Below are 21,482 nucleotides of genomic sequence, written 5' to 3'. Positions count from 1 at the left end.
TCATGGCGCCCTATGTGCGCTTGCGACAGATCTGCCTGGTCGCGCCGCAGCTCGCGCCCGTGATCTCCGACATCGCGGACATCATGGGCCTCGCCGTCTGCTACCGCGACGGCAATGTCGCAAAATACGGCCTGGAGAACGCGTTGCTCCCGGTCGACACGATCCTGCTGGAGGTGGTCGCACCCTTCAAGGACGGCACCACCGCCGGCCGCTTCATCGAGAAGACCGGCGGCCGCGGCGGCTACATGGCGATCTTCTGCTGCAACGATCCGGACGAGCGCGGCCGCAACGCCAACGCGCTCGGCGTGCGTACGGCGAACGTGATCGACCACGCGCCGTATCACGGCGTGCAGCTCCATCCGCGCGACTGCCGCGCGGCCTTCATCGAGTTCAACCACACCAAAGGCAGCGACGACATTCTGGGGCCGTATCCGCCGGCGGGACCGGACTGGCAGAAATTCATCCGCAAGGATGTGACGCAGGCGCTGACAGCGGTGGAGATGCAGAGCCCGGATCCAGCGGGGCTGGCGGAGCACTGGGGCGGGATCATCGGGGTCGCGCCAAGCGATGCCGAGCTGAGGCTGCCCAACGCAACTTTTCGTTTCGTGAAGGGGCCTAGCGAGATCATGAGCGCGCTGGAGTTCCGGGTGGCTGATGTCGCGGGCGTGCTGCATGCGGCCAGGGCGAAAGGCCTCGCGGTGGCTGGCAACGAGTTCCTGCTGGGTGGAGTGACGTTCCGGCTCAATGCGTGAGCTCTCGCCTTCGTAGCTCTCAAACCGTCATCCTGAGGTGCGAGCTGTACGGTGCGCAGCGCCGTGCAGGGAGCCTCGAAGGATGAACGGCCACCGGCCGGGCCGCTCATCCTTCGAGGCTCGCCCAGCGGCGCAGTTGCGCCGCTGATCTCGCGCCTCCAGCGACATCGGCTTCGCCGTTGCGCGGGGATGACGGTTTGAGAGAGTGCACGGCTCCACGAAAAAGGACTCGCCTCCCAATGCCGCATCCGCTCGACAGCTTCTTTTCGCCCGCCAGCATCGCGCTGATCGGCGCCTCGCGCGATCATGAGAAGATTCCCGGGCGGCTGCTCGCGATGCTGCGCAAGAACGAGTATCCCGGAAAGATCTATCCGGTGAACCCGAACTACGCCGAGATCGACGGGCTCGCCTGCTACAAGTCGATCGCGGAGATCGGTGCGCCGATCGATCTCGCCGTCGTCATCATTCCCGCCCGTGCCGTGCTGCCTGCGCTCGAGCAATGCGCCGTCGCCGGCGTCAGGAACGCCGTCATCATCTCCTCCGGCTTTGCGGAGGAGGGCGGCGACAGTGCGGCGATGCAGGATGCGATCGCGGCGCTGGCCAAGCGCACGGGCATGCGGATCTCCGGCCCCAACGCGGAGGGCTTTTTCAGCCAGATGCAGCGCGTGGCGGCGACGTTCAGCCCGGCCGTGGACGTCAAGCCGGGTGTGGTGCCGCTCGTCGCCACGCAAAGACGAATCGGCATCGTCGCGCAGAGCGGTGGCATCGGCTTTGCCTATTATCACCGCGCCCGGGCGCTCGGTGTCGCCGTGAGCTACGTCGTCAGCGCCGGCAACGAATCCGATCTCGGCGCCGGCGAATTCCTCGATTACCTGGTGCAGGATTCCTCGACCGACGTGATCCTGCTGTTCATCGAAGGCATCCGCGACGTTGGCAAGTTTCTCGCGGCGGCGCGGCGCGCCGCGGAGGTGAAGAAGCCCGTCATCGTGACGAAAGTCGGCCGCTCCGGCGCAGGCCAGCGCGCCGCGGCCTCGCATACCGCGAGCATGGCCGGCTGGTCGGCAGCGTATGATGCGGTGTTCGCGAAATACGGCTTCATCGTCTCCAACGATCTCGACGAGGCGCTGACGATTGCCGCCGTGCTGGCGAGCAACCCGTTGCCGAAGGGCGATCGCGTTGCGGTCGTCACCGTCTCCGGCGGCGCCGGCATCTGGGGCGCGGATGCGGTGGCGCTGCGGGGTTTGCAGGTGCCGGAATTGTCCGAACCGGTCCAGGCGGAGATCAAGACGCTGATGCCGTCCTACGGCACCGCGCGCAATCCGATCGACGTCACCGCGCAGGGCGTCACGTCGGGCGGTCTTCAGAAGAGCGTCGATCTGCTCACGGCCTCGGACGAGGTCGACGCGATCCTGGTCGTGCTGTCGCTGTCGAGCGAGATGCGCAAGCCCTTCAGGGAGGAGGAGCTGACGCCGGTGCTGGCGGCGCAGCACAAGCCGGTGCTGTTCTATTCCTACACGGTGCCGTCCGACTTCGCACGGCGCGAGCTTGCCAAATCCGGCGTCGTCGTGCTCTCCGGCCTGTCCCATGCCGGCGTCGCGATGCGGCAACTCGTGGATTACGCCCGTTTCGAGCTACCGAAGCCCGCGGACGAGGCGCGGTTGCCGTCGCGCGATCTCTCCGCGCATCTGACCTCGCCGGTTCTGTCAGAGGCCGACAGCAAGGCGTTGCTGCGCGCCGCCGGCATCGCGCTGCCGGACGAAGTGCTGGTGAAGGACAAGGCCGGGCTCGATGAAGCGGTCGCCCGCATCGGCTTCCCGCTGGTGATGAAGATCCAGTCGCCCGACATCGCGCACAAGAGCGAGATCGGCGGCGTGCGCGTCAACATCGTCGCCAAGGGCGAGGTGTTTCTGGCGTTCGAGGCGCTGCTGGGCAATGCGCGCAAGCACCGGCCGGAGGCTGTGATCCAGGGCGTGCTGGTCGGTCCGATGGCGAAGCAGGGTGTCGAGATCATCGTCGGCACGATGACGGACAAGACCTTTGGTCCGATGGTGATGGTGGGTCTCGGTGGGATCACCACCGAGCTGTTCCGTGACGTCGCCTATCGTCCGGCGCCTGTGAGTGCGGAGGAGGCGGGGGCGATGCTCAAGGGTTTGAAGGCGGCGCCATTGCTGAACGGTTTTCGCGGAGCAGCGAAGGCGGATGTCGTGGCGCTATCGCAATTGATCGCGGACGTCTCCGTGCTCGCCGCGCGGCATGCGAGGGACATCGCGGAGATCGAGCTCAACCCGGTGCTGGTGCACGCCGAAGGGCAGGGCGTGACCATCGTGGACGCGCTGGTGGTGGGGCGCGGCTAAACCCTCTCCCCTTGTGGGAGAGGGTGGCTCGCCGCGGAGCGGCGAGACGGGTGAGGGGTTCTCTCCGCGCGCACATCTGCGAGAGAGGCATTTGCGGAGAGATACCCCTCATCCGGCGCTTCGCGCCACCTTCTCCCACAAGGGGAGAAGGAAGAAGAGGTCACCGCCCCCTGAAATTCGCCGCGCGCCGTTCTTCCGTCGCCTTCACACCCTCCTTGAAATCTTCCGTCGCGCGCAGGCGGGTCTGCTCGGCGAGCTCGTGGTTGGTGGCGGCCATGACGCGGTCGGCGAGGCTGGCGCGCATCGTCGCGCGCGTCGAGAGCAGGCCGAGCGGTGAGCACTCGGCGATCTCGCCGGCGAGCTTCATCGCGGCCGACTTCACCTGGTCCTGCGGCACCAGCTCGTTGGCGAGGCCCCATTTGACCGCTTCTTCGCCGGTGACGCGGCGGCTGGTGTAGAACATCAGCTCGGCGTTGTTCTTGCCGATCAGCTCCGGCAGCGTCACGGTCAGGCCGAAGCCGGGGTGGAAGCCGAGTTTTGTAAAGTTCGCGGAGAAGCGTGCTTCGGGGCAGGTGACGCGGAAGTCCGCGGACACCGCGAGGCCCAGGCCGCCGCCGATCGCCGCGCCCTGCACGGCGGCGACGATCGGCTTCTTAGCGCGGAAGATGCGCACGGCCTGGATGTAGAGATGGCTGATCGGGCCGAGGTTGTCGGCCGGGTCGCCCTTCTTCTCGGCCGCGCGCGCTTCCTGGGCTTGTCGCGCGGGGTCGCCGAAATTGGCGCCGGCGCAGAACGCCTTGCCCTGGGCCGAGAGCACCGAGGCGCGGATCTCGATGTCGCGGTCGAACTCGTCGAGCGCGTCCGCGATCTGGTTGATCAGCGAGATGTCGAAGAAGTTCAGCGGCGGACGGCGGATCTCGATGGTGCCGACGTGCCCGACCTTCTCGACGCCGATATCTGTATAGGTGCTCATGATGGTCCTCGATTGAATTAGCGCAAGCCAAGTCCGCGCGCGATGATGCCGCGGAGCACCTCGGTGGTGCCGCCCTGGATGGTGAGTTTCGGTGCGGTCTTGATGGCGAAGTCGAGCTGCCGCTCCAGCGTCTCGCGGTTGGTCGCGGTCTCCTCGACGAAAGCGGCGAGATCGCGCACGCGATGCGGAAGCTGCTGCTCCCAGACCGTGCCGATGTCCTTGACGATGGAGGCTTCCACCACCGGCTCCTTGCCGGCTTGCAGCATGCCGGCGACGGAGACCGACATGCGCCGCATGGTGTGAAGCTGTGCCACCAGCCGGCCGATGCCTTCGGCGCTGCGCGTGTCCGGATTGGGACCGACCGCGCGGACCAGCTCGGTCAGCACGTAATAGGTCTCGAGGAAGCGCTCGGGGCCCGAACGTTCGTAGGCAAGCTCGCTCGTCGCCTGCTTCCAGGCGCCGTCGACCTCGCCGAGCACGTGATCGTCAGGGACGAAGAAGTCGGTGAAGACGACCTCGTTGAACTCGTACTGGCCGGTGATCTGGCCGATCGGGTTCACCTCGATGCCCGGCTGCTTCATCTTGACCAAAAACTGCGTCAGGCCGTGACGGCGGTTCTCCTTGGTCGGCGGCGACGTCCGGAAGATCGCGATCATGTAGTCGGCGATATGCGCCGACGAGGTCCAGATCTTGGTGCCGTTGATGAGATAGCCGCCGTCGGTCTTGGTCGCGCGGGTCTTCGCCGCGAACAGGTCCGAGCCGGAATTCGGCTCGCTCATGCCGATCGCAAAGCAGATCTCGCCGCGGCAGATGCGTGGCAGGATCTCCATCTTGATGTGTTCAGGGGCGTATTTCAGCAGCACCGGCCCGCTCTGGCGGTCGGCGACGAAGAAGCGTCGCGTCGGCGCATTCGCCACGCGCATCTCCTCGGTCACCACGTAGCGTTCGAGGAACGAGCGCTCCTGGCCGCCATATTTCTTCGGCCAGGTCATGCCCAGCCAGCCCTTGGCGCCGACCCGGCGGGAAAATTCCGGCGCGTCGGTGTCTTCGCGGTTGGGCTTGTGCGGATCGAAAGTGCCGGCGGCGATCTCCTCGGCGAGGAACGCGCGCACTTCCTTGCGCAATTGCTCGCACTTCTCGGGCAGGCGGATCGGATCGAAACGGAGGGCAGCGGTCATGTGTTTCGTCTCCCGATCAACGCGAAGCTACGAGCGGCCACAGTTCGTCGGCGCCGCGCCTTGCGACCAGCTTGCCGAGCTCGACGGCCCAGTGGCTTTCCGAACCGAAATCGTCGCGCCAGGCCAGCGCCCGCAGCGAATAGCGGTGCAGGATGTGCTCCATGGTGAAGCCGATCGCGCCATGGACCTGGTGCGCGATGGCGCCGCCTTTTTCGGCGGCTTCCGCGCAACGGATCTTTGCCGAGGCGGCCTCCAGGTAGACCTCGTCGTTGAACGACGTTGCGTTTGCAATGGCATCGGCCGCGGACGTTGCGGCCGCGAGCGCTGCGGCGGATTCGCCGGCAAGCCGCGCGAGATTGTGCTGCACGGCCTGGAATTTCGAGATCTTCTTCTCGAAGGCGACGCGCTCGTTGGAGTAGCGCACGGAGATGTCGAGCATCGCTTCCAGCGCGCCCGCGATCTGAAGGCTGCGCGCGACGCCGCCCATCAGCATCAGGGCGGTCTGGTCAAAGCCCTTCGGCGCCGGCTTGATCGTGATTGGCTGGGCCTTGTCGAGCGTGACGGTGTCGCTGTGGTCATAGCCGACATTGAGGCCGGATTCGATCCGGCCCTTGCTGGCATCGACCAGCGCGATCGAGACGCCGTCCTTGCCATGCGCCAGCACGGCAAAATGTTTCGCGGCCTTGGCAAAGGGCACGCCGCGGGCGCGGCCGGAGAGCGCGCCGTCGGCATCGAGCGTGATGCGATCCTTCGGCGACGCCGGGGCGACCGTCATCTCGCCTTCGGGCGAGGCGATCCTGGCCTGCGCGAGCAGCCAGCCCGCCAGCATGGTCTCGGCGAGGGGCACCGCGACCGCGAAGCGGCCGGCGGCGTTGAGCAGCGCAAAGCCGTCGGCAAGGCTTGCGCCGGAGCCGCCGAGATCGTCCGGCACCCAGGACAGCGGCAGTCCGGCCTCGCTCAGCGCCTGCCATAGCGGCGCCTGCCAGGAATCCTTCTTGTCGTTGTTGATGGTCTGCGGGTCGGCGAGATCGGCGAAGATCTTCTCCGCGGTCTCGACGACGATATTGTCACTCTCCGCCACAGCGTTCCCCGTGCTTTGCCATTGGCGCGTCCCGCCAAGTCAAGCCGGCGCGCGGTCTCTTCTTGCGCCCGATGATCTGAAAAAGCCATGGCCCTGACAAGCGTTGATCGCAAGCCCATCTGCGGCACCGGCATGGGCGCGAGAACCGATCTGGACTAATTCCGCTTAGCGGAGTTTGCTCGATTTGCAGGGTGCGGCAAACTCGCTAAACAGGGCCAGCGACCCAAGGCTTGCATCAGATACAGGGGAAGGAAATCCGGATGGCCAAAGACAGCTTATGCGCAATCGTGACGGGGTCCGCATCCGGACTTGGCGCAGCGACCGCGGAAATTCTCGCACGGAGCGGGGCGCGGCTCGTCATCAACTATTCGTCGAGCCAGAAGGAAGCCGAGGCCACGGCAGAGCTCTGCCGCAACGCGGGCGCTGCGGAAGTCCTGGTCGCCCAGGGCGACGTTTCCAAGGATGAGGATTGCCGCAAGATCGTTGCGGCAGCCAGCGGCTGGGGCCGGCTCGACGTGCTCGTCAACAATGCCGGCACCACCAAGCATGTCGCCCATGCCGATCTCGACGGATTGTCGGCGGAAGATTTCCAGCGCCTTTACGGCGTCAACACCATCGGCCCGTTCCAGATGGTGCGCGCGGCGCGCAGCCTGCTGGAAGCCGGCGCGAAGGCGTCGGGGCGGCCGTCGGCGGTCGTCAATGTGTCGTCGGTCGCCGGCATCAGCGGCGTCGGCTCGTCGATCGCCTATGCCGCGAGCAAGGGCGCGCTGAACACGATGACGCTGTCGCTGTCGCGGGCGCTGGCGCCGCTGATCCGCGTCAACACGGTATGCCCCGGCTATATCGACACGCCCTGGTTCACCAAGGGCCGCGGCGAGGCCGGCGCAAAGCAGGTGCGCGACAGCGTGGTGGCGAAGGTGCCGCTGAAGGTCGCGTCAACCGCCGACGACATCGCGCAGCTCGTCTGCTTCCTGGCGATGCCGGCCTCCAGCAACATGACCGGCGAGGTCGTGCGCATGGACGCTGGCATGCATTTGATTGCGTGACTCTACACGACGTCATTCCGGGGCGATGCGTTAGCATCGAACCCGGAATCTCGAGATTCCGGGTTCGCGCGTTGCGCGCCCCGGAATGACGGTGGCTACCCCTTGATCACGCCGCTCGCCACCAGCCGGTGCCAGATGAACAGCACCACCACCGCGCCGATCGTGGCCATGATGAAGCCGGCGCCCTGGTCCGCGCCGTAGTGCCCGATCGCCTGGCCGACGAACGTCGCCAGAAACGCACCGGCGATGCCGAGGATGGTGGTGAGGATGAAGCCGCTCGGATTGTTCGGCCCCGGCGCGAGCCAGCGCGCGATGAGACCGGCGATGAAGCCGACGACGATGATCCACAACAGGCCGCCCATGCTCATGACAATGCTCCCCTTCCCGAGAACGCGCAGATCAATCTTGACTAAATTCTGCCCGAGAGTTCGTTCTCGGTCGGCAGCCGTCCATCCGGCGTCAGGTGGTCGATCACCTGCGGCAGATATTGGCTGAGGCCGGAGAGCAGCTCCTCGCGCGACAGGCCGCTCTGGGCGGACAGGCTCTCGATCTGGTCCGCGCCGAGTGCGCTGGCGAGATCGCCGGGCGCGATCGGCTTGTTCTGGCCCTTGCCGACCCAGGAATTCGCGGTCTCACCGTGGCCGCCCTGCTGGAGCTGATTGAGGAGATCGCCGAGCCCGCCGCTCAGCACGGTGCCGGCCGCGCCGCCCGCGAGCAGACCGCCGAGGCCGCCTTTGAGCAGATCGCCGAGACCGCCGCCGCTCCCTCCGGGAAGCGTGGCGTCGCCCGTATTGACAGGCGTCGGAGGCGGCAGCGGTGAGCGCTGCTGCGGGGCAGGCGCGTCGCCCGGCTGGCCCGCCGTCAGATGCTTGAATGCCTTCCAGGCGAGCAGGCCGAGCAGCGCCATGGTCATCGGCGACATGCCGCCGGAGGATGGTTGCTCGCCCGTGCGCGATCCGTGCGGGCCGTTCTGCATGCCGTTGAGGACGTCGAGTAGACCCATGGTGCTCTCCTTTGGCGTTCTCGTTCGGCGAGTTTGCTGTTCCCGTTCGGCGAGCGCTCGCCGCTGACAAGCCCCCCGGGGCGAAAACATATGGGGCTCTCATGACCGTTACAAGGCGGATGCGCCGTAGCCGCGAGACCCCCGGCTCTGCTATCGAAGGCCGGTCATTCAGGGAGTTGAGGTCAGGTGGTTGCGGATCGACCGATCGTGGTGGCCGGCGCGGGCGCCATCGGCTGTTTCGTCGGCGGCATGCTGGCGGCTGCCGGCCGTCGCGTCGCGCTGCTGGTGCGGCCGCGGGTGAAGACCGAGATCGAGCGGTTCGGCCTGCGGCTGACCGATTTCGACGGCTCCGAGAAGAAGCTCGGGGCCGGCCAGCTCGCGCTGTCGGAGGATCCCGCGATCTTCCATAGTGCCGGCATCGTGCTGGTGACCGTGAAGAGCGCCGACACCGCCGATGTCGCGGACCAGATCGCGCAGCACGCGCCGCAGGACGCTGTCATCGTCTCGCTTCAGAACGGCGTCGGCAATGTCGCGGTGCTGCGCGAGCGCCTCGGCGGCCGGCGCGTGCTCGCCGGCATGGTGCCGTTCAACGTGATCGCGATGGGCGAGGGGCGCTTCCACCGCTCGACTTCCGGCGACATCCATGTCGGAGAGGACGCCGAGAACACGGCCGCGGCGCTCTCGGTGCCCGGTCTGTCGATGCGCGCGAGCCGCGACATCACCGGCGTGCAATGGGGCAAGCTGATCATCAACCTGAACAACGCGCTCAGCGCATTGTCGGACATGCCGCTCGCCGCGCAACTGGCAAGCCGCAACTGGCGAAAACTGTTCGCCGAACAGATGGCAGAGGGGTTGGCTGCGATGAAGGCCGCCGGCATCAATCCGGTCTCCGCGACGCCGATCCCGCTGAACTGGACGCCGACATTGCTGAGATTGCCCGACATGATCTTCAACGCGATCCTGGGGCGGACCATGAAGATCGATCCCGAGGCGCGCTCTTCGATGTGGCAGGACCTGAAGCAGGGCCGCAAGACCGAGATCGACTATCTCCAGGGCGCGGTCATCGCGCTTGCCGAGCAGAGCAATGTCAATGTGCCGCTGATGCGCCGCATTGTTGCGCTGATCAAGGAAGCTGAAGTCGCCGGCAACGGCCCTCCCGGGCTGACGCCGCAGCAGATTCGCGGGTAGCGCCTGAGTGCATGCCGCGCGACCGGAGGAGTAACGATGAGGCGTTTCTTGATGATCGGATTCGCACTGGCCGTGCTCTGCGGCGCGTCCACGTTTGCGGAAGCCCGGCCGCCGACGGTCATGAACTCTCCCGGTTATGACAGGCGATTGCAGGAGAGCAGGTCGCAGTTGGGCAGTTCACCGGCGACAGCGCCGGCGGATGCGCCGGTGGTCAAACCGAAGCGCAGCAAGAAGAAGCAGCCGAACTGAGGATGTAGGGTGGGCAAAGCGAAGCGTGCCCACCATCTTCCTTCTTGCCGGAATGGTGGGCACGGGGCGCGAAGCGCGCGCCTTGGCCCACCCTACGGTCAGTGCGAGAAGCTCACCCCTTCTTCGCCGGCTTGCTCGGCGTCGGGCTGAACAGCTTCTTCAGATCGTTCAGGCTTTCCGACAGCCGCGGCCATTCGCAGGAGAACGAGCCCTTGGTGCAGGGTGCGCCCTTCGGTCTCGGGCCCACGGCCTGCTGCACCTTCGGCCGTTCGACCGGGACGGGCACGCGCTCGACGTCGGTCCGCAGCGCGACCTGCTGGAGCTGCTGCACCTGTTGTTCCTGCTGCTCGCGCTGCTGACGCGCGGTGGCCTGGGCCGCTTCATTGCTGCGGCGCTGATTGGCGAGATAGGCGGTGTAGGCTTCGTCGATCTTCTTCTGCTCTTCCGGCGTCGGGTTGGGACCTGCGATATCGAAGGTGCGGTCCTGGAGGAAGTCGTAATAGGAGTAGCCGCCGCCCGGCTTGCGGCGTCCGGCGAACTTGGCGTTGCAATCCGCAAGCGCCGACGTTTTCTCCGCCTTGGTCGTGGCCTTCTCGGCGGCATCAGCGCATTCCTCGAAGTCGACAGGCGCGCGCTTCCACCATTGCGCCTGGGCATGCGCGTGCGTCAGCAGAAAAAATCCTGCTGCAGCAACGAGAAGCGCCGCACGACGCGATGCAAACACGGACCACATTCTACGAGAGCATTCCTTGCAAAACTCAACCCGAACTGAGTCGGGCCAATTTTTGCCTCTTTATCGCCGGCTTGTCACCCATGGAACTCGGGAATTTCATGACTGCAATGCTGACATTTTTTGCTTGACGTGGCGCGGGAGTCACAGCCGTACGGCACGTCATGCGCTTAGAGTTCTATCCATTCGGAGGCGAAGGGGAATGTTCGTCATGAGAGCGCTGGCCTGTCTTGCCGCACTCGTCCTGGTGCTGATCTGCGGCCATGCCTTTGCAGCGGACGAAGATGCGCCCAACCGCAAGCCGGTGAAGGCGATCGGCGATGCACGGCTCTCGGTCGGCGGCCGGGGAACGCTGCGGCTCTACCTCTCCCGCGACTGGTCGATGCCGCAGCCCGCGATCTCGCGCGCCGTCATCGTGCTGCACGGACGCCTGCGCAACGCCGACGAATATTACATATCGGCCAACAACGCGCAGGCCGCGGCGGGCGACGACGGCAAGGCCGCACTGATGATCGTGCCGCAGTTTCTCGCCGAGATCGATATCGAAGCGCACAAGCTGACGGAGGACACGCTGCGCTGGTCGCTGGAGGGATGGGAGGGCGGCGATGCCGCGCTTGCGCCCAATCCGGTCTCCTCGTTCGAGGCGCTCGATGCGATCCTCGCAAGACTCGCCGACCGGCGCGTCTTCCCGAACCTGAAGCAGGTCGTGGTTGCCGGCCATTCCGGCGGCGGACAGGTCGTGCAACGCTATGCCATCGCCGGCAAGGGCGAGACGGCGCTGTCGCGCCAGCACATCGACGTCCGCTATGTCGTCGCCAACCCCTCGTCCTATGCCTATTTCAGCGCCGACCGGCCGGTGCCCGCAATTGCCGCGTCCTGTCCGGGCTACAACAACTGGAAATACGGCATGGGCGACCGGCCGCCCTATCTCGCCGACGCGACGCCGGCGGCGCTCGAGCAGCGCTATGTCGAGCGCGAGGTGATCTATCTGCTTGGCACGCTCGACACCAACCCGAAGCATTCCGCGCTGGACAAGAGCTGCATGGCGGAGGCGCAGGGGCCTTATCGTTACGCCCGCGGCCACGCTTACGTGGACGCGATGGCCAAGCGCGATCACGGTACGCCAAACCACCGGGTCTGGGACGTTCCCGGCGTCGGTCATGACGGCGACAAGATGCTGACCTCGAAATGCGGGCTCGCGGCCCTGTTCGATATTCCGGGCTGCGGCGCCGAGCGCTGACGCCGCTGCCTTGAAGCTCCGGCTCCGGCTGTTACACTTCGCACCGCGAGCATCTCACCCCGAGGCGCCGCCAAGAAGACGAAGTGGAAACGCCTGATGCTGCTGCCCCTGTCCGACGTGCCGCGCTGGTACGCTGAGCGCAAACCCCAAGGCACGATCGCCGTCCGCCACGGGCAGGATACGCTGACATGGGACGAGCTCGAGCGCGGCGCCAACCGGCGCGCGCGGGCATTTGCGGCCAAGGGCGTCAAGCCCGGCGATTTCGTCGCGATCGGTCTTCCCAACGGTAATGCATTCTTCGAGACCTCGTTTGCGATTTGGAAGTGCGGGGCGACACCGACCTCGCTGTCATGGCGGTTGCCGCGCGGCGAAGCCGCCGCGGTGCTCGACATCCTCAAGCCTGCGCTGGTGGTCGGCGGCGAGGCCGATTGGAACGCGCCGAACCGTCTGCCTGCGGATTTCGTGCCGGAAGGATTTTCGGACGAGCCGCTGACGCCGCCGGTGGCGCGCTACTGGAAGGCCATGACCTCAGGCGGCTCTACCGGCCGCCCGAAAGTGATCCTCGATCATCACCCGGCGGTGACCGACACCGTCGCCGCGCCGGCGCTCAACATCCCCTTCGGGGTCTCGCTGCTCAATCCCGGCCCGCTCTACCACAATGCGCCGTTCATCGTGTCGCACACCGCGCTGTTCGCCGGCGGCCAGCTCACCGGCCTCGTCAAGTTCGACGCCGAGGAGACGCTGCGGCTGATCGAACGCGAGCGCGTGCAGTGGGTCAATTTCGTGCCGACCATGATGCACCGGATCTGGGCGCTGCCTGAGAACGTGCGCAACGCCTACGATGTCTCGAGCCTTCAGACCGTGTTTCACATGGCGGCTCCGATGCCGCCCTGGCTGAAGGAGAACTGGATCGCCTGGCTCGGGCCCGAGCGGGTCTGGGAGCTCTATGGCGGCACCGAGCGGCAAGGCTCCTGCATCATATCAGGCACGGAATGGCTGACCCACAAGGGCTCGGTCGGCAAGATCGGCGAGATGGCGCGCCTGTGCATCATCGGCGAGGACGGCAACGACGTCGCGCCGGGCGAGACCGGCGAGATCTATTTCCTCAACAATGACGGCAAGGACGCCACCTATCACTATCTCGGCGCCGAGCCGAAGCGGCGCGCCGACGGCTGGGAATCGCTCGGCGATATCGGCAGGCTGGATGCGGAAGGCTATCTCTATCTCGGCGACCGCCTCGCCGACATGGTGCTGCGCGGCGGCGCCAACATCTATCCGGCCGAAGTCGAGGCCGCCGTCTCCGCCTGCCCCGTCGTGCGCTCCTGCGTGGTGGTGGGATTGCCTGATCCGGAATTGGGCCAGCGCGTGCATGCCATCATCGAGCCGGAGCTGGATGCGGACGGCCAGGTTATCGCCGACGGCATGGCGGAGTTCTTGAAGGACAGGCTCAGCCGCTACAAGCACCCCGAGAGTTTCGAGATCGTCAGCGCCCCGCCGCGCGATGATTCCGGAAAAGTGCGCCGCACGCTGTTGCGCGACGAGCGTGCGGCGTGGATGAAGGAGGGGCGTGCCTTCCGGATCTGGCCGGCGAAGGCGCGGGCGCACGCCGAATAAGAAAATTCACGAAAGGACTCTTTGACATGACCATCACGATCGTAGCCAACAGCGTGCCGAAGCCGCCGGCCGACATCATCGAGGGCTTTCGAGGTGCACCGACCTCCGTCATTTCAGACAACCTCGCCCGCTTGCCGGGCGCGGTGGGGCTGAAGCCCTATCATCGCGGCGGCAAGCTGGTGGGCACGGCCTTCACGGTGCGCACCCGGCCCGGCGACAATCTCGCCATCCACCGCGCGCTCGATCTGGTCGGTCCCGGCGACGTCATCGTGGTCGATGGCGGCGGCGACGAGACCCGCGCGCTGGTCGGCGAGATCATGAAGAACATCGCGCAGTGGCGCAAAGCCGAAGGCTACGTCATCGACGGCGCGATCCGCGATGTCGCGGCGTTCGCGGCTGATGACTTCCCCTGCTATGCCCGCGCGGTGATCCATCGCGGCCCCTACAAGAACGGCCCCGGCGAGATCAATGTGCCTGTTACGGTCGGCGGCAGCGTGATCTCGCCCGGCGACATCGTCGTCGGCGACGAGGACGGCGTGGTGTCGTTTCCCGCGGCTGGTGCGGCCGCGTTGCTGGAAGCCGTGCGCGCCCAGGTCGCGCGCGAGGAGGAGACACTGAAGGCGATCCGCGAGGGCCGCTATCAGGGCTCCTACGGCAAGTCCTGATCGACGCGAGAACGAAGGGGAGGATGGCGTGAGCCAGAAGGAAGAGTTCCACAATCTCGACGACGCCAGCGACGGGCTGTTCCGCGAGCTTGCGGCGGGGGTGACCACGCGCATCTTCTCCGGCGAGCAGGCGATGCTGTCGGTGGTGACGCTGGCGCCGCACGCGCATGGTACGCTGCACCACCATCCCGAGGAGCAATGGGGCGTGCTGCTCGACGGCTCCGCCATCCGCGTCCAGGGCGATGAGGAGATCCCCGTGAAGAAGGGCGACTTCTGGCGCACGCCGGGCAATGTGCCGCACACCATGCGCGCCGGCCCCGAGGGCGCCCGCGTGCTGGACATCTTCAGTCCACCGCGGCCAGAATACAGAAAACCCGGGTCGGGTTTCGGGACGACCTAAGCGCCAAAGAGCAAAAGCCGGGCGCGGAAACACAAGGGAGGGGACCATGACGATCACACGACGGGCGCTGCTGGCAGCGCCCGCAATCCTGGCGATGGCGCCCGCGGCGGCGCAGGCCGGCAAGATCACTCTGGTCGTGCCGTTTCCGCCGGGTGGCTCGACCGATGCGATGGCGCGGCTGCTCCAGAGCAATCTGCAAACCAAGCTTGGCCGCATCGTCGTGGTCGAGAACAAGTCGGGCGCCGCGGGCGCGCTCGGCGCCGCGCAGGTCGCCAAGAGCCCGGCGGACGGCACGACGTTCCTGGTCACCTTCGATTCCCACGCGGTGATCCCGTCCATCCTCGACAAGCCGCCGGTCGACGTCGAGCGCGAGCTGATGCCGGTGCTGCTCGTCGGCACCGCGCCTTACGTGATCGCCGCCGGCGCCGGCCGTCCCTACAAGAGTTTTGCCGACGTGGTCGCGGCCTGCAAGGCGACGCCCGGTGCGGTGAAATACGCCTCCGTCGGCATCGGCACGCTCGGCCATCTCGCCATGACCGTGCTCGGCAACAAGGCCGGGGTCGAGATCGTGCACGTGCCCTATCGCGGCGGCGGCCCCGCGATGAACGACGTGCTCGGCGGCCATGTCGATCTGATCGCGGGATCGGCGGCGCTGGTCGCAGCCCAGCTCGGCTCCAACATGCTGCGTCCGATCCTGCAGCTCGGCCGCGAGCGGCTGCCGGCGCTGCCCGATACGCAGACCGCGATCGAGGCGGGCTTTCCGGACTTCGAGACGCTGGCCTGGTGGGGCATCTTCGCGCCCGCGGGCACGCCGCCTGAGATCGTCGCCGCCATGGCGGCGGCGTCCAGGGAGATCCTGAGCGAACCCGCGACCGCAGCCCAGCTCAAGGAGACCCAGCACATGACGCTGCTGCTCGAGGACGGCGCCGCCTTCAAGACCTTCTTCGACAAGCAGGTCGCCTATTGGGGCAAGGTGGTGCGCGAGAACAATATCAGGGCATGAAAGGCCTATTCCCGGGATTGCCATCCCGGGTCCAGTGCGCTCGCGCGGGCTTGAGCGTCAGAGCATCTTGCCGACGATCTTTGTCATATCTGCCGCCGAAAACGCGCGCAGCGTTTCGGTGCGGACATTGCCGAGTGCGCTGAGACTAAGGCTAAGCGACATCGCGGCAGCCTCATCTGGAGCCTCGAGAACGGTTACAACGTCATATCGTCCCTGCGTCCAGACGATCTCTTTCACGGTCACTCCGAACGTCTTGGCCATCTCCTTGAAGGCGTCGGCCCGCTTCGGCGAGTCCTTGACGTTGCGGACTCCCTGATCAGTGAAGTTTCCCAGCACGACATAGGTTACCATGGTCGTCCTCCCTCGTTAGAACCCAGATACAATTCTCGCTTGAGGCAACCGCGCCGAGCTTGCCACGGCGGCTGAGAGAGCGCTACTTGCGCGTTGGGAACGTCAGCGGGTGTGACTTATTCGGTCAGGACAACGGACGCGCGAAACTGAGCTCGTGGCCGTCGGGGTCGGTGAGATGGAAGTAGCGCTCACCCCATTCCGCATCGCGAGGCGTGCTCGATGGCTGCCAACCGGCTGCGCGGGCGCGCTCGTAGGTCCCGTCGACATCGGCGACGTAGAAGATGACGCGCCCCCACCAGGACCAGTGCTTGTCGTCCGGTTGTGCGGTCAGGTTGAGATAGCCGGTCCCGGCGCGAAAGCTGGTGAATGCAGCGGCTTCGCCGCCATACAGGAGTTCGAACCCGAGCGAACGGTAGAAGTGCACGGCGCGCGCCATGTCATGGGTGCCGAGTGTGATGGCACTGATGCCCTCGATCATGGTGCCGGCTCCTGGACCCGGTTTTGGGCTGGGACCATGGTACACCCCTAACGCAGTTTGACGACCATCGGCGCAGCGCATCGCTGACCCCGTCTGGCGACTGGCGATCCCAATCCTGCTCTGCTAAGAGGGGTCGAAACCCGCCTCCCGCGGGTTCCGCGGTCCCGTAGCTCAGCCGGATAGAGCGGCGGTTTCCTAAACCGTAGGTCGGATGTTCGAGTCATCCCGGGATCGCCATTTTGTCATGGGCATTGGCCGCTATTTGGCGGGTCCATCGGCGCAAAAATTGCTAGAAGCGAACGGCTTCCTTCCTTGCTGGCCCGGCTGACCTGCTAGCCACGCCTCACTGCCCATCCGGAGACGACAATGCCTTTCGACTTGATCCTGCGCGGCGGCCGTGTGGTCGACCCGTCCCAGAAGCTCGACGCCGTGACCGATGTCGGCTTTGCCGGCGGCAAGGTCGCTGCGGTGGGCAGCGGGCTCAAGGCGGATCCGGGCACGGAGGTGCGCGACGTGTCACGCTACATCGTGACGCCGGGGCTGATCGATCTCCACACCCATGTCTATTGGGGCGGCACCTCGCTCGGCATCGATGCCGAGGAATTCTGCCGCCTCTCCGGCGTCACCACGGCGGTGGACACCGGCAGCGCGGGGCCCGGCAATTTCGCGGGCTTCCGCAAGCATGTGATCGAGCCGAGCCAGGTCCGCATTCTCGCTTACCTGCACGTCTCGCATGCCGGCATCTTCGGCTTCTCGCACCGGATCATGGTGGGTGAGAGCGAGGAGTTGCGGCTGATGAATCCGATCGAGGCGGCCAAGGTGGCGGATGCCAACCGCGATCTCATCGTCGGCATCAAGGTGCGCGTGGGCTTGCACTCCTCGGGCACGTCGGGGGCCGTGCCGCTCGACATCGCGCTCGAGGTCGCGAACGAGGTCGGCATGCCCCTGATGGCGCATATCGATCATCCGCCGCCGAGCTATGAGGACGTGCTGGCGCGCCTGCGGCCCGGCGACGTGCTGACCCATGCGTTCCGCCCTTTCCCCAACACGCCGGCGACGGCGCAGGGCACGGTGAAGAAGGCGGTGCTGGATGCGCGCGAGCGCGGCGTGCTGTTCGACATCGGCCACGGCAAGGGCTCGTTTGCCTTCAAGACCGCGCGCGCGATGCTCGCCAACGGCTTCTATCCGGACACGATCTCCTCCGACATCCATCAGCTCTGCATCGATGGCCCGGCCTTCGACCAGGTCACGACCATGTCGAAGTTCCTGTGCATGGGCATGGAGCTGTCCGATGTGGTCGCCGCTTCGACGGTGAACGCGGCGATGGCGCTGCGCCGCCCCGAGCTCGGCAGCCTCAAGCCGGGCTGCGTCGGCGACGCCACGCTGATTTCGGTCAGGCAGGGCCAGTTCGACTATGAGGACGTCGTCGGCGAGCACCTGATCGGCGATCGCAAGATCGTTTCGGAGGGCGTGGTCATCGGTGGCCGCTGGTGGCATCCGAATTGAGCGGATCAGGCTTGCTCGCGATAGAATTGCAGCAACCGCGCGCCTGCCGGCGAGAGCCAGTCGGGTGCGCCGGTGATGTAACCCTCGACGTGGTTGCTCGCGCCGACCAGATAGGTCACGGGCATGCCGACGAGCGTGAAGGCCGAGGCTGAGGCTTCCGCCGTCGTGTCATACGCATCGACGTAGCAGGCGAGGTTCTGCACGGCGAGACCGCCGAGGAACGCGCGGATCTTGCGCAGGTCCTTCGTATCGGTGCAGATCGCGACAACGTCGAGCCGATCCGGCCGCGATCCCACGAGGCTTGCGAGCACAGGCAGGTCGAGCCGGCAGGCCGCGCACCACGTCGCCCAGAAGTTGACGAGCGTGATCCGGCCCGGCCGCGCCGTCAGCACAACGTCTTTTCCGTGCAGGTCCTGAAGCCTGAGCTGCGGCATCGTTGCGCGAGGCCGCACGACGGTAAACTGGCTGCGGCCGGCCTCCAACACCGGCGGCCAGGCGGGATCACCGCCCTGCGCGCGGCTTGCGCGCGGAGGGACAAGGGCCGCCGGCGCGGCCATCAGCAGCGCTCGCCTGGACAGTGTCGTGCCGGGCGCACGAGGCTTCTCACGCATGGATATAGGCCCAGCCCTTCAATTGCAGATCGACGACGCGGCCGATCCCGAACGGCACAAGGCTCGCGCCCGATATCAACGGAATCGAGACCTGCTCCTTGGCTTCGGCGATCGCCTTCGACGACGCGCACATGCTGTAGGTGAGATTGGGCAGCGACTGCCGCAGCGTCGCGAGCGGCTCGACCAGCGGAGTCTTGTCCGCCCGGAAGACGTCGATGCCCTTGCCGTTGGCGACGACCTCGATCAGCAATCGCGCGCCCTTGTCGGCAAAGTGCTTTGCGAGATTAGCCGAGTAGCTGATCGCATGTCCCATGACATAGGGCTCGTTGCTGTCGATCAGGATCACGACGCCGTCGGCGAGACGGTCCTCCCTGGCGGCGGCGCCGCCCGCGGTGAGGATCGCGGTGCCTGCGAGCAGACCCCTCCGGGACCATCCATTGGCTGAGATCATGGCGGCGGCGTTCCTGCCGGTCAGAGCTGACGCGGCGTAATCGGCGCCTTGCGGCCGCGTCCCCACAGCACGAACAGGCTGAGCGCGAGCAGGACGACATTGAGCGGCGTGACATCAGTCTCGCCACGCGAGAGGTGGAAGACGAGCGCGAACACCTGCAACACGGTGCAGCCGAGCGCGGCCAACACCGTCAGCCGCGGCAGGATCCGCGTCAGGGCCGGAAGCAGGATGCCGATCCCGCCGGCAAGGTCGATCAGTCCGATGATTCGGACGAAGGTTTCGGAATACTGCCCGGCCCAGGGCATCATCGCGGCCAGCTGAGGGATAGGCGTGAGCAGCTTGACCAGCCCGGCCGAGGCGAAGACGAAGAAGATCAGGCCCTGTGCGGCCCAGAGGCCGATGCGAAGGGCGCGGCCCGGGGTGGCGGTTTCGAAGGTGGTGGCGGTCATGGTGGGTCTCCAGGGTCTGTGGGTCGCCACCATTTGATGGTTTCGCCTCATTTGATCATTATGCGTTCCATGATTGATTCCTTTCCTGGATGTTGATGATTTCATGGACTCGCTGGTCAGCATGAGGGTGTTTTGCCTGGTCGCGGAGCTGAAGAGCTTTGCGACCGCGGCGCAGCGCCTGCGCATTTCGCCCGCCATGGCGAGCAAGCACGTGATGCAGCTCGAGAAGCGGCTGGGCACGCGGCTACTCAACCGCACCAGCCGGCGCGTCAGCCTGAGCGAGAGCGGCGCGCTCTATTTCGAGCAGGCGCGGCAGATGCTGGATTCGCTCGACGAGGTCGAGGCCGCCGTCAGCAAGGCGACCGTCGTTCCGCGCGGTACGCTGCGGCTGACCGCGCCGGTGTGGATGGCGAATGCGATCTTCGCGGGCGTGCTGGCGGATTACCAGGCTCGTTATCCGGAGGTGTGCCTCGACGTCGATCTCAGCGGGCGGCTGGTCAATCTGGTCGAGGAGGGATTCGATCTCGCCTTGCGCGCGACCGGCACGCCGGACGAGGCGCTGATCGCGCGTCCCATCACCAAGGTCCCCTTCTTGTTGGTTGCGGCCCCTGCGTTCCTCAAACGCGCCGGACGCCCGACGAAGTTCGCCGATCTCGCCGGCCAGGCGCTGTTGCACTATGCGCTTTATCCGGGAGAGAGCTTCTCCCTGAACAGGAACGGCACGGTCGAGACCATCAAGCTCAACCCGGTCCTGCGCAGCGGCAACGAGACCCTGCTCCACATGGCCGCGCTGGAAGGCATGGGCTTCGCCTTCCTGCCGAAATGGCTGGTCGCGGACGACATCGCCGCCGGCCGGCTCGTGCATATGCTGCCCGACGACATCATCTTCGAAGGGCGCCTGTTCGCGGTCTATCCGAGCCGCAAATACCTCTCCGCGAAGGTGAGGACCTTCATCGACTTCATCGCGGCCGACAAGCGGATGAGGTAACCAGCCGGATCACAGCGACCTTGCGATCAACAGCTTCATGATCTCGTTGGTGCCGCCATAGATCTTCTGGATGCGGGAATCGATGAAGATGCGCGAGATCGGGTATTCCTGCATGTAGCCGTAGCCGCCGAACAGCTGGAGGCATTCGTCGGCGGTCTGGACCTGCTTGTCCGAGCACCAGTATTTCGCCATCGACGCCGTGACGGTGTCGAGATCCCCGGCAACCAGGCGCTCGATGCACCAGTCGACGAAGACGCGCGCGATCATCGCCTCGGTCTTGCGCTCGGCGAGCGTGAAGGCGGTGTTCTGGAAATCCATCAGCGGCTTGCCGAAGGCCTTGCGCTCCTTGGTGTACTCGGTGGTGAGCTTGACCGCGCGCTCCATCGAGGCGACGGCGCCGACCGCGAGCGCGAGGCGCTCCTGCGGCAATTGCTGCATCAGCTGGACAAAACCCTGGCCTTCCTCCTTGCCGAGCAGGTTTTCCGGCGGCACCGTGACGTTGTCGAAGAACAGCTCCGACGTGTCGGAAGCGTGCAGGCCGATCTTGTCGAGGTTGCGCCCGCGCTCGTAGCCGTCCGCGCCTGCGGTCTCGACCACGATCAGCGAAATGCCTTTCGCACCGGCTTCGCCCGTGCGCGCGACCACGACGACGAGATCGGCGGCCTGGCCGTTGGTGATGAAAGTCTTCTGCCGTTGATGACGTAGGAATTGCCCTGCTTCTTCGCCGTGGTCTTCACGGCCTGGAGGTCGGAGCCGGTGCCGGGCTCGGTCATGGCGATGGCGCCGACCATCTCGCCGCTCGCCATCTTCGGCAGCCAGCGCTTCTTCTGCTCCTCCGAGCCGTAATTGAGGATGTAGTGCGCGACGATGGCGCTGTGCACGGAGACGCCGGTCGTCAGCTCCGGCACCGTGCTCTCGAGATCATCCAGCACGGCGGCGTCATAGGCGAAGGTTGCGCCCAGGCCGCCATATTCCTCCGGTACGCTCGCCAAGAGCGCGCCCATCTCGCCGAGCCCGCGCCAGGCGAAGCGGTCCACCATCTTCTGCTCGCGCCATTTTTCGGCATGCGGTGCCAGATCCTTGGCAAGATATTTCCGGAACTGGTCGCGAAAGACGTCGAGCTCTTCGGTCATCCAGGAGGAGCGGTAGGACATGGTCACCTCGGTTGATGC

23 protein-coding genes, 1 tRNA gene and 1 pseudogene are annotated in these 21,482 nt (G+C 66.0%); 13 read left to right on the top strand and 12 right to left on the bottom strand.

What is annotated here, in order from left to right:
• The first annotated feature begins 2 nt into the window (after positions 1 to 2).
• A complete protein-coding gene (locus BJA_RS00715; RefSeq protein WP_038966641.1) occupies positions 3 to 752 on the top strand; it encodes a hypothetical protein in 750 nt (249 codons plus the stop codon).
• 239 nt (positions 753 to 991) lie between these two features.
• Positions 992 to 3,106, top strand: a complete 2,115-nt coding sequence (locus BJA_RS00710; RefSeq protein ID WP_011082973.1) for an acetate--CoA ligase family protein — start codon at positions 992 to 994, stop codon at positions 3,104 to 3,106.
• A gap of 160 nt (positions 3,107 to 3,266) precedes the next feature.
• Here BJA_RS00710 and BJA_RS00705 read toward each other — a convergent pair whose 3' ends face one another.
• The 3 genes from BJA_RS00705 to BJA_RS00695 are packed head-to-tail and all read right to left on the bottom strand — an operon-like array spanning position 3,267 to position 6,338.
• Entirely contained in the window at positions 3,267 to 4,079 is an 813-nt protein-coding gene (locus BJA_RS00705) for an enoyl-CoA hydratase/isomerase family protein (protein ID WP_011082972.1), read from the bottom strand.
• Between the two features lie 17 nt (positions 4,080 to 4,096).
• Positions 4,097 to 5,257 carry an acyl-CoA dehydrogenase family protein gene (locus BJA_RS00700; RefSeq protein ID WP_011082971.1) on the bottom strand — a complete coding sequence of 387 codons (1,161 nt, stop codon included), beginning with the start codon at positions 5,255 to 5,257 and terminating at the stop codon, positions 4,097 to 4,099.
• 16 nt (positions 5,258 to 5,273) lie between these two features.
• Positions 5,274 to 6,338: an acyl-CoA dehydrogenase family protein gene (locus BJA_RS00695; RefSeq protein WP_011082970.1), complete on the bottom strand. Its 1,065-nt coding sequence runs from the start codon at positions 6,336 to 6,338 to the stop codon at positions 5,274 to 5,276.
• A gap of 260 nt (positions 6,339 to 6,598) precedes the next feature.
• Here BJA_RS00695 and BJA_RS00690 point away from each other — a divergent pair, with 260 nt between their 5' ends.
• Entirely contained in the window at positions 6,599 to 7,384 is a 786-nt protein-coding gene (locus BJA_RS00690) for an SDR family NAD(P)-dependent oxidoreductase (RefSeq protein ID WP_011082969.1), read from the top strand.
• Positions 7,385 to 7,479: 95 nt separating this feature from the next.
• Here BJA_RS00690 and BJA_RS00685 read toward each other — a convergent pair whose 3' ends face one another.
• Positions 7,480 to 7,752 (bottom strand): GlsB/YeaQ/YmgE family stress response membrane protein, encoded by a 273-nt coding sequence (locus tag BJA_RS00685; protein WP_161532573.1) that lies wholly within the window; start codon positions 7,750 to 7,752, stop codon positions 7,480 to 7,482.
• A gap of 41 nt (positions 7,753 to 7,793) precedes the next feature.
• Positions 7,794 to 8,387, bottom strand: coding sequence for a YidB family protein (locus tag BJA_RS00680; protein ID WP_028175139.1), 594 nt, complete (start codon positions 8,385 to 8,387; stop codon positions 7,794 to 7,796).
• 186 nt (positions 8,388 to 8,573) lie between these two features.
• Between BJA_RS00680 and BJA_RS00675 the strand changes: the two genes are divergently transcribed.
• Together BJA_RS00675 and BJA_RS00670 are read left to right on the top strand one after the other, a co-directional pair.
• Positions 8,574 to 9,575 (top strand): 2-dehydropantoate 2-reductase, encoded by a 1,002-nt coding sequence (locus tag BJA_RS00675; protein WP_011082966.1) that lies wholly within the window; start codon positions 8,574 to 8,576, stop codon positions 9,573 to 9,575.
• Positions 9,576 to 9,611: 36 nt separating this feature from the next.
• The gene (locus BJA_RS00670; RefSeq protein ID WP_028175138.1) at positions 9,612 to 9,824 is read left to right on the top strand and encodes a hypothetical protein; all 213 of its coding nucleotides are present in this window, start codon (positions 9,612 to 9,614) and stop codon (positions 9,822 to 9,824) included.
• A 112-nt stretch (positions 9,825 to 9,936) separates the two neighbouring features.
• Here the strand turns inward: BJA_RS00670 and BJA_RS00665 are convergent, their stop codons facing one another.
• A complete protein-coding gene (locus BJA_RS00665; RefSeq protein WP_038966637.1) occupies positions 9,937 to 10,557 on the bottom strand; it encodes a hypothetical protein in 621 nt (206 codons plus the stop codon).
• A gap of 208 nt (positions 10,558 to 10,765) precedes the next feature.
• On the opposite strand from BJA_RS00665, the gene BJA_RS00660 reads away from it, so the two are divergent.
• From BJA_RS00660 to BJA_RS00640, 5 genes are all read left to right on the top strand, one after another.
• A complete protein-coding gene (locus BJA_RS00660; RefSeq protein ID WP_028175136.1) occupies positions 10,766 to 11,794 on the top strand; it encodes an alpha/beta hydrolase in 1,029 nt (342 codons plus the stop codon).
• A 96-nt stretch (positions 11,795 to 11,890) separates the two neighbouring features.
• Positions 11,891 to 13,408, top strand: a complete 1,518-nt coding sequence (locus BJA_RS00655; RefSeq protein WP_011082963.1) for an AMP-binding protein — start codon at positions 11,891 to 11,893, stop codon at positions 13,406 to 13,408.
• A 26-nt stretch (positions 13,409 to 13,434) separates the two neighbouring features.
• Positions 13,435 to 14,073: an RraA family protein gene (locus BJA_RS00650; RefSeq protein WP_028175134.1), complete on the top strand. Its 639-nt coding sequence runs from the start codon at positions 13,435 to 13,437 to the stop codon at positions 14,071 to 14,073.
• Positions 14,074 to 14,101: 28 nt separating this feature from the next.
• Positions 14,102 to 14,473 carry a cupin domain-containing protein gene (locus tag BJA_RS00645; protein WP_011082961.1) on the top strand — a complete coding sequence of 124 codons (372 nt, stop codon included), beginning with the start codon at positions 14,102 to 14,104 and terminating at the stop codon, positions 14,471 to 14,473.
• Between the two features lie 46 nt (positions 14,474 to 14,519).
• Positions 14,520 to 15,476, top strand: coding sequence for a tripartite tricarboxylate transporter substrate-binding protein (locus BJA_RS00640; RefSeq protein ID WP_011082960.1), 957 nt, complete (start codon positions 14,520 to 14,522; stop codon positions 15,474 to 15,476).
• A 57-nt stretch (positions 15,477 to 15,533) separates the two neighbouring features.
• On the opposite strand, the gene BJA_RS00635 is transcribed toward BJA_RS00640, so the two are convergent.
• Together BJA_RS00635 and BJA_RS00630 are read right to left on the bottom strand one after the other, a co-directional pair.
• Positions 15,534 to 15,827 (bottom strand): GYD domain-containing protein, encoded by a 294-nt coding sequence (locus BJA_RS00635; protein ID WP_011082959.1) that lies wholly within the window; start codon positions 15,825 to 15,827, stop codon positions 15,534 to 15,536.
• Between the two features lie 124 nt (positions 15,828 to 15,951).
• On the bottom strand, positions 15,952 to 16,305 hold the full coding sequence (locus tag BJA_RS00630) for a VOC family protein (RefSeq protein ID WP_038966633.1): 354 nt from the start codon (positions 16,303 to 16,305) through the stop codon (positions 15,952 to 15,954).
• Positions 16,306 to 16,465: 160 nt separating this feature from the next.
• Between BJA_RS00630 and BJA_RS00625 the strand changes: the two genes are divergently transcribed.
• Together BJA_RS00625 and BJA_RS00620 are read left to right on the top strand one after the other, a co-directional pair.
• Positions 16,466 to 16,542, top strand: a tRNA-Arg gene (locus BJA_RS00625).
• A gap of 129 nt (positions 16,543 to 16,671) precedes the next feature.
• Positions 16,672 to 17,811, top strand: a complete 1,140-nt coding sequence (locus tag BJA_RS00620) for an amidohydrolase/deacetylase family metallohydrolase (protein ID WP_011082957.1) — start codon at positions 16,672 to 16,674, stop codon at positions 17,809 to 17,811.
• A gap of 5 nt (positions 17,812 to 17,816) precedes the next feature.
• On the opposite strand, the gene BJA_RS00615 is transcribed toward BJA_RS00620, so the two are convergent.
• The 3 genes from BJA_RS00615 to BJA_RS00605 are packed head-to-tail and all read right to left on the bottom strand — an operon-like array spanning position 17,817 to position 19,322.
• Entirely contained in the window at positions 17,817 to 18,422 is a 606-nt protein-coding gene (locus BJA_RS00615; RefSeq protein ID WP_011082956.1) for a TlpA disulfide reductase family protein, read from the bottom strand.
• The gene (locus tag BJA_RS00610) at positions 18,415 to 18,873 is read right to left on the bottom strand and encodes a DsrE family protein (protein ID WP_028175130.1); all 459 of its coding nucleotides are present in this window, start codon (positions 18,871 to 18,873) and stop codon (positions 18,415 to 18,417) included. Before BJA_RS00610 ends, BJA_RS00615 begins: the two co-directional genes overlap by 8 nt.
• A gap of 20 nt (positions 18,874 to 18,893) precedes the next feature.
• On the bottom strand, positions 18,894 to 19,322 hold the full coding sequence (locus BJA_RS00605) for a DoxX family protein (protein WP_028175129.1): 429 nt from the start codon (positions 19,320 to 19,322) through the stop codon (positions 18,894 to 18,896).
• Positions 19,323 to 19,425: 103 nt separating this feature from the next.
• Between BJA_RS00605 and BJA_RS00600 the strand changes: the two genes are divergently transcribed.
• The gene (locus BJA_RS00600; RefSeq protein ID WP_011082953.1) at positions 19,426 to 20,310 is read left to right on the top strand and encodes a LysR family transcriptional regulator; all 885 of its coding nucleotides are present in this window, start codon (positions 19,426 to 19,428) and stop codon (positions 20,308 to 20,310) included.
• 9 nt (positions 20,311 to 20,319) lie between these two features.
• Here BJA_RS00600 and BJA_RS00595 read toward each other — a convergent pair.
• A pseudogene (locus tag BJA_RS00595) lies at positions 20,320 to 21,464 on the bottom strand (acyl-CoA dehydrogenase family protein).
• Positions 21,465 to 21,482: the final 18 nt, after the last annotated feature.

The organism is Bradyrhizobium diazoefficiens USDA 110 (genome assembly GCF_000011365.1).
Taxonomy (GTDB): domain Bacteria; phylum Pseudomonadota; class Alphaproteobacteria; order Rhizobiales; family Xanthobacteraceae; genus Bradyrhizobium; species Bradyrhizobium diazoefficiens.
Note: the sequence above shows the minus strand (reverse complement) of the source record. Positions and strands in the feature narration are given on the sequence as shown.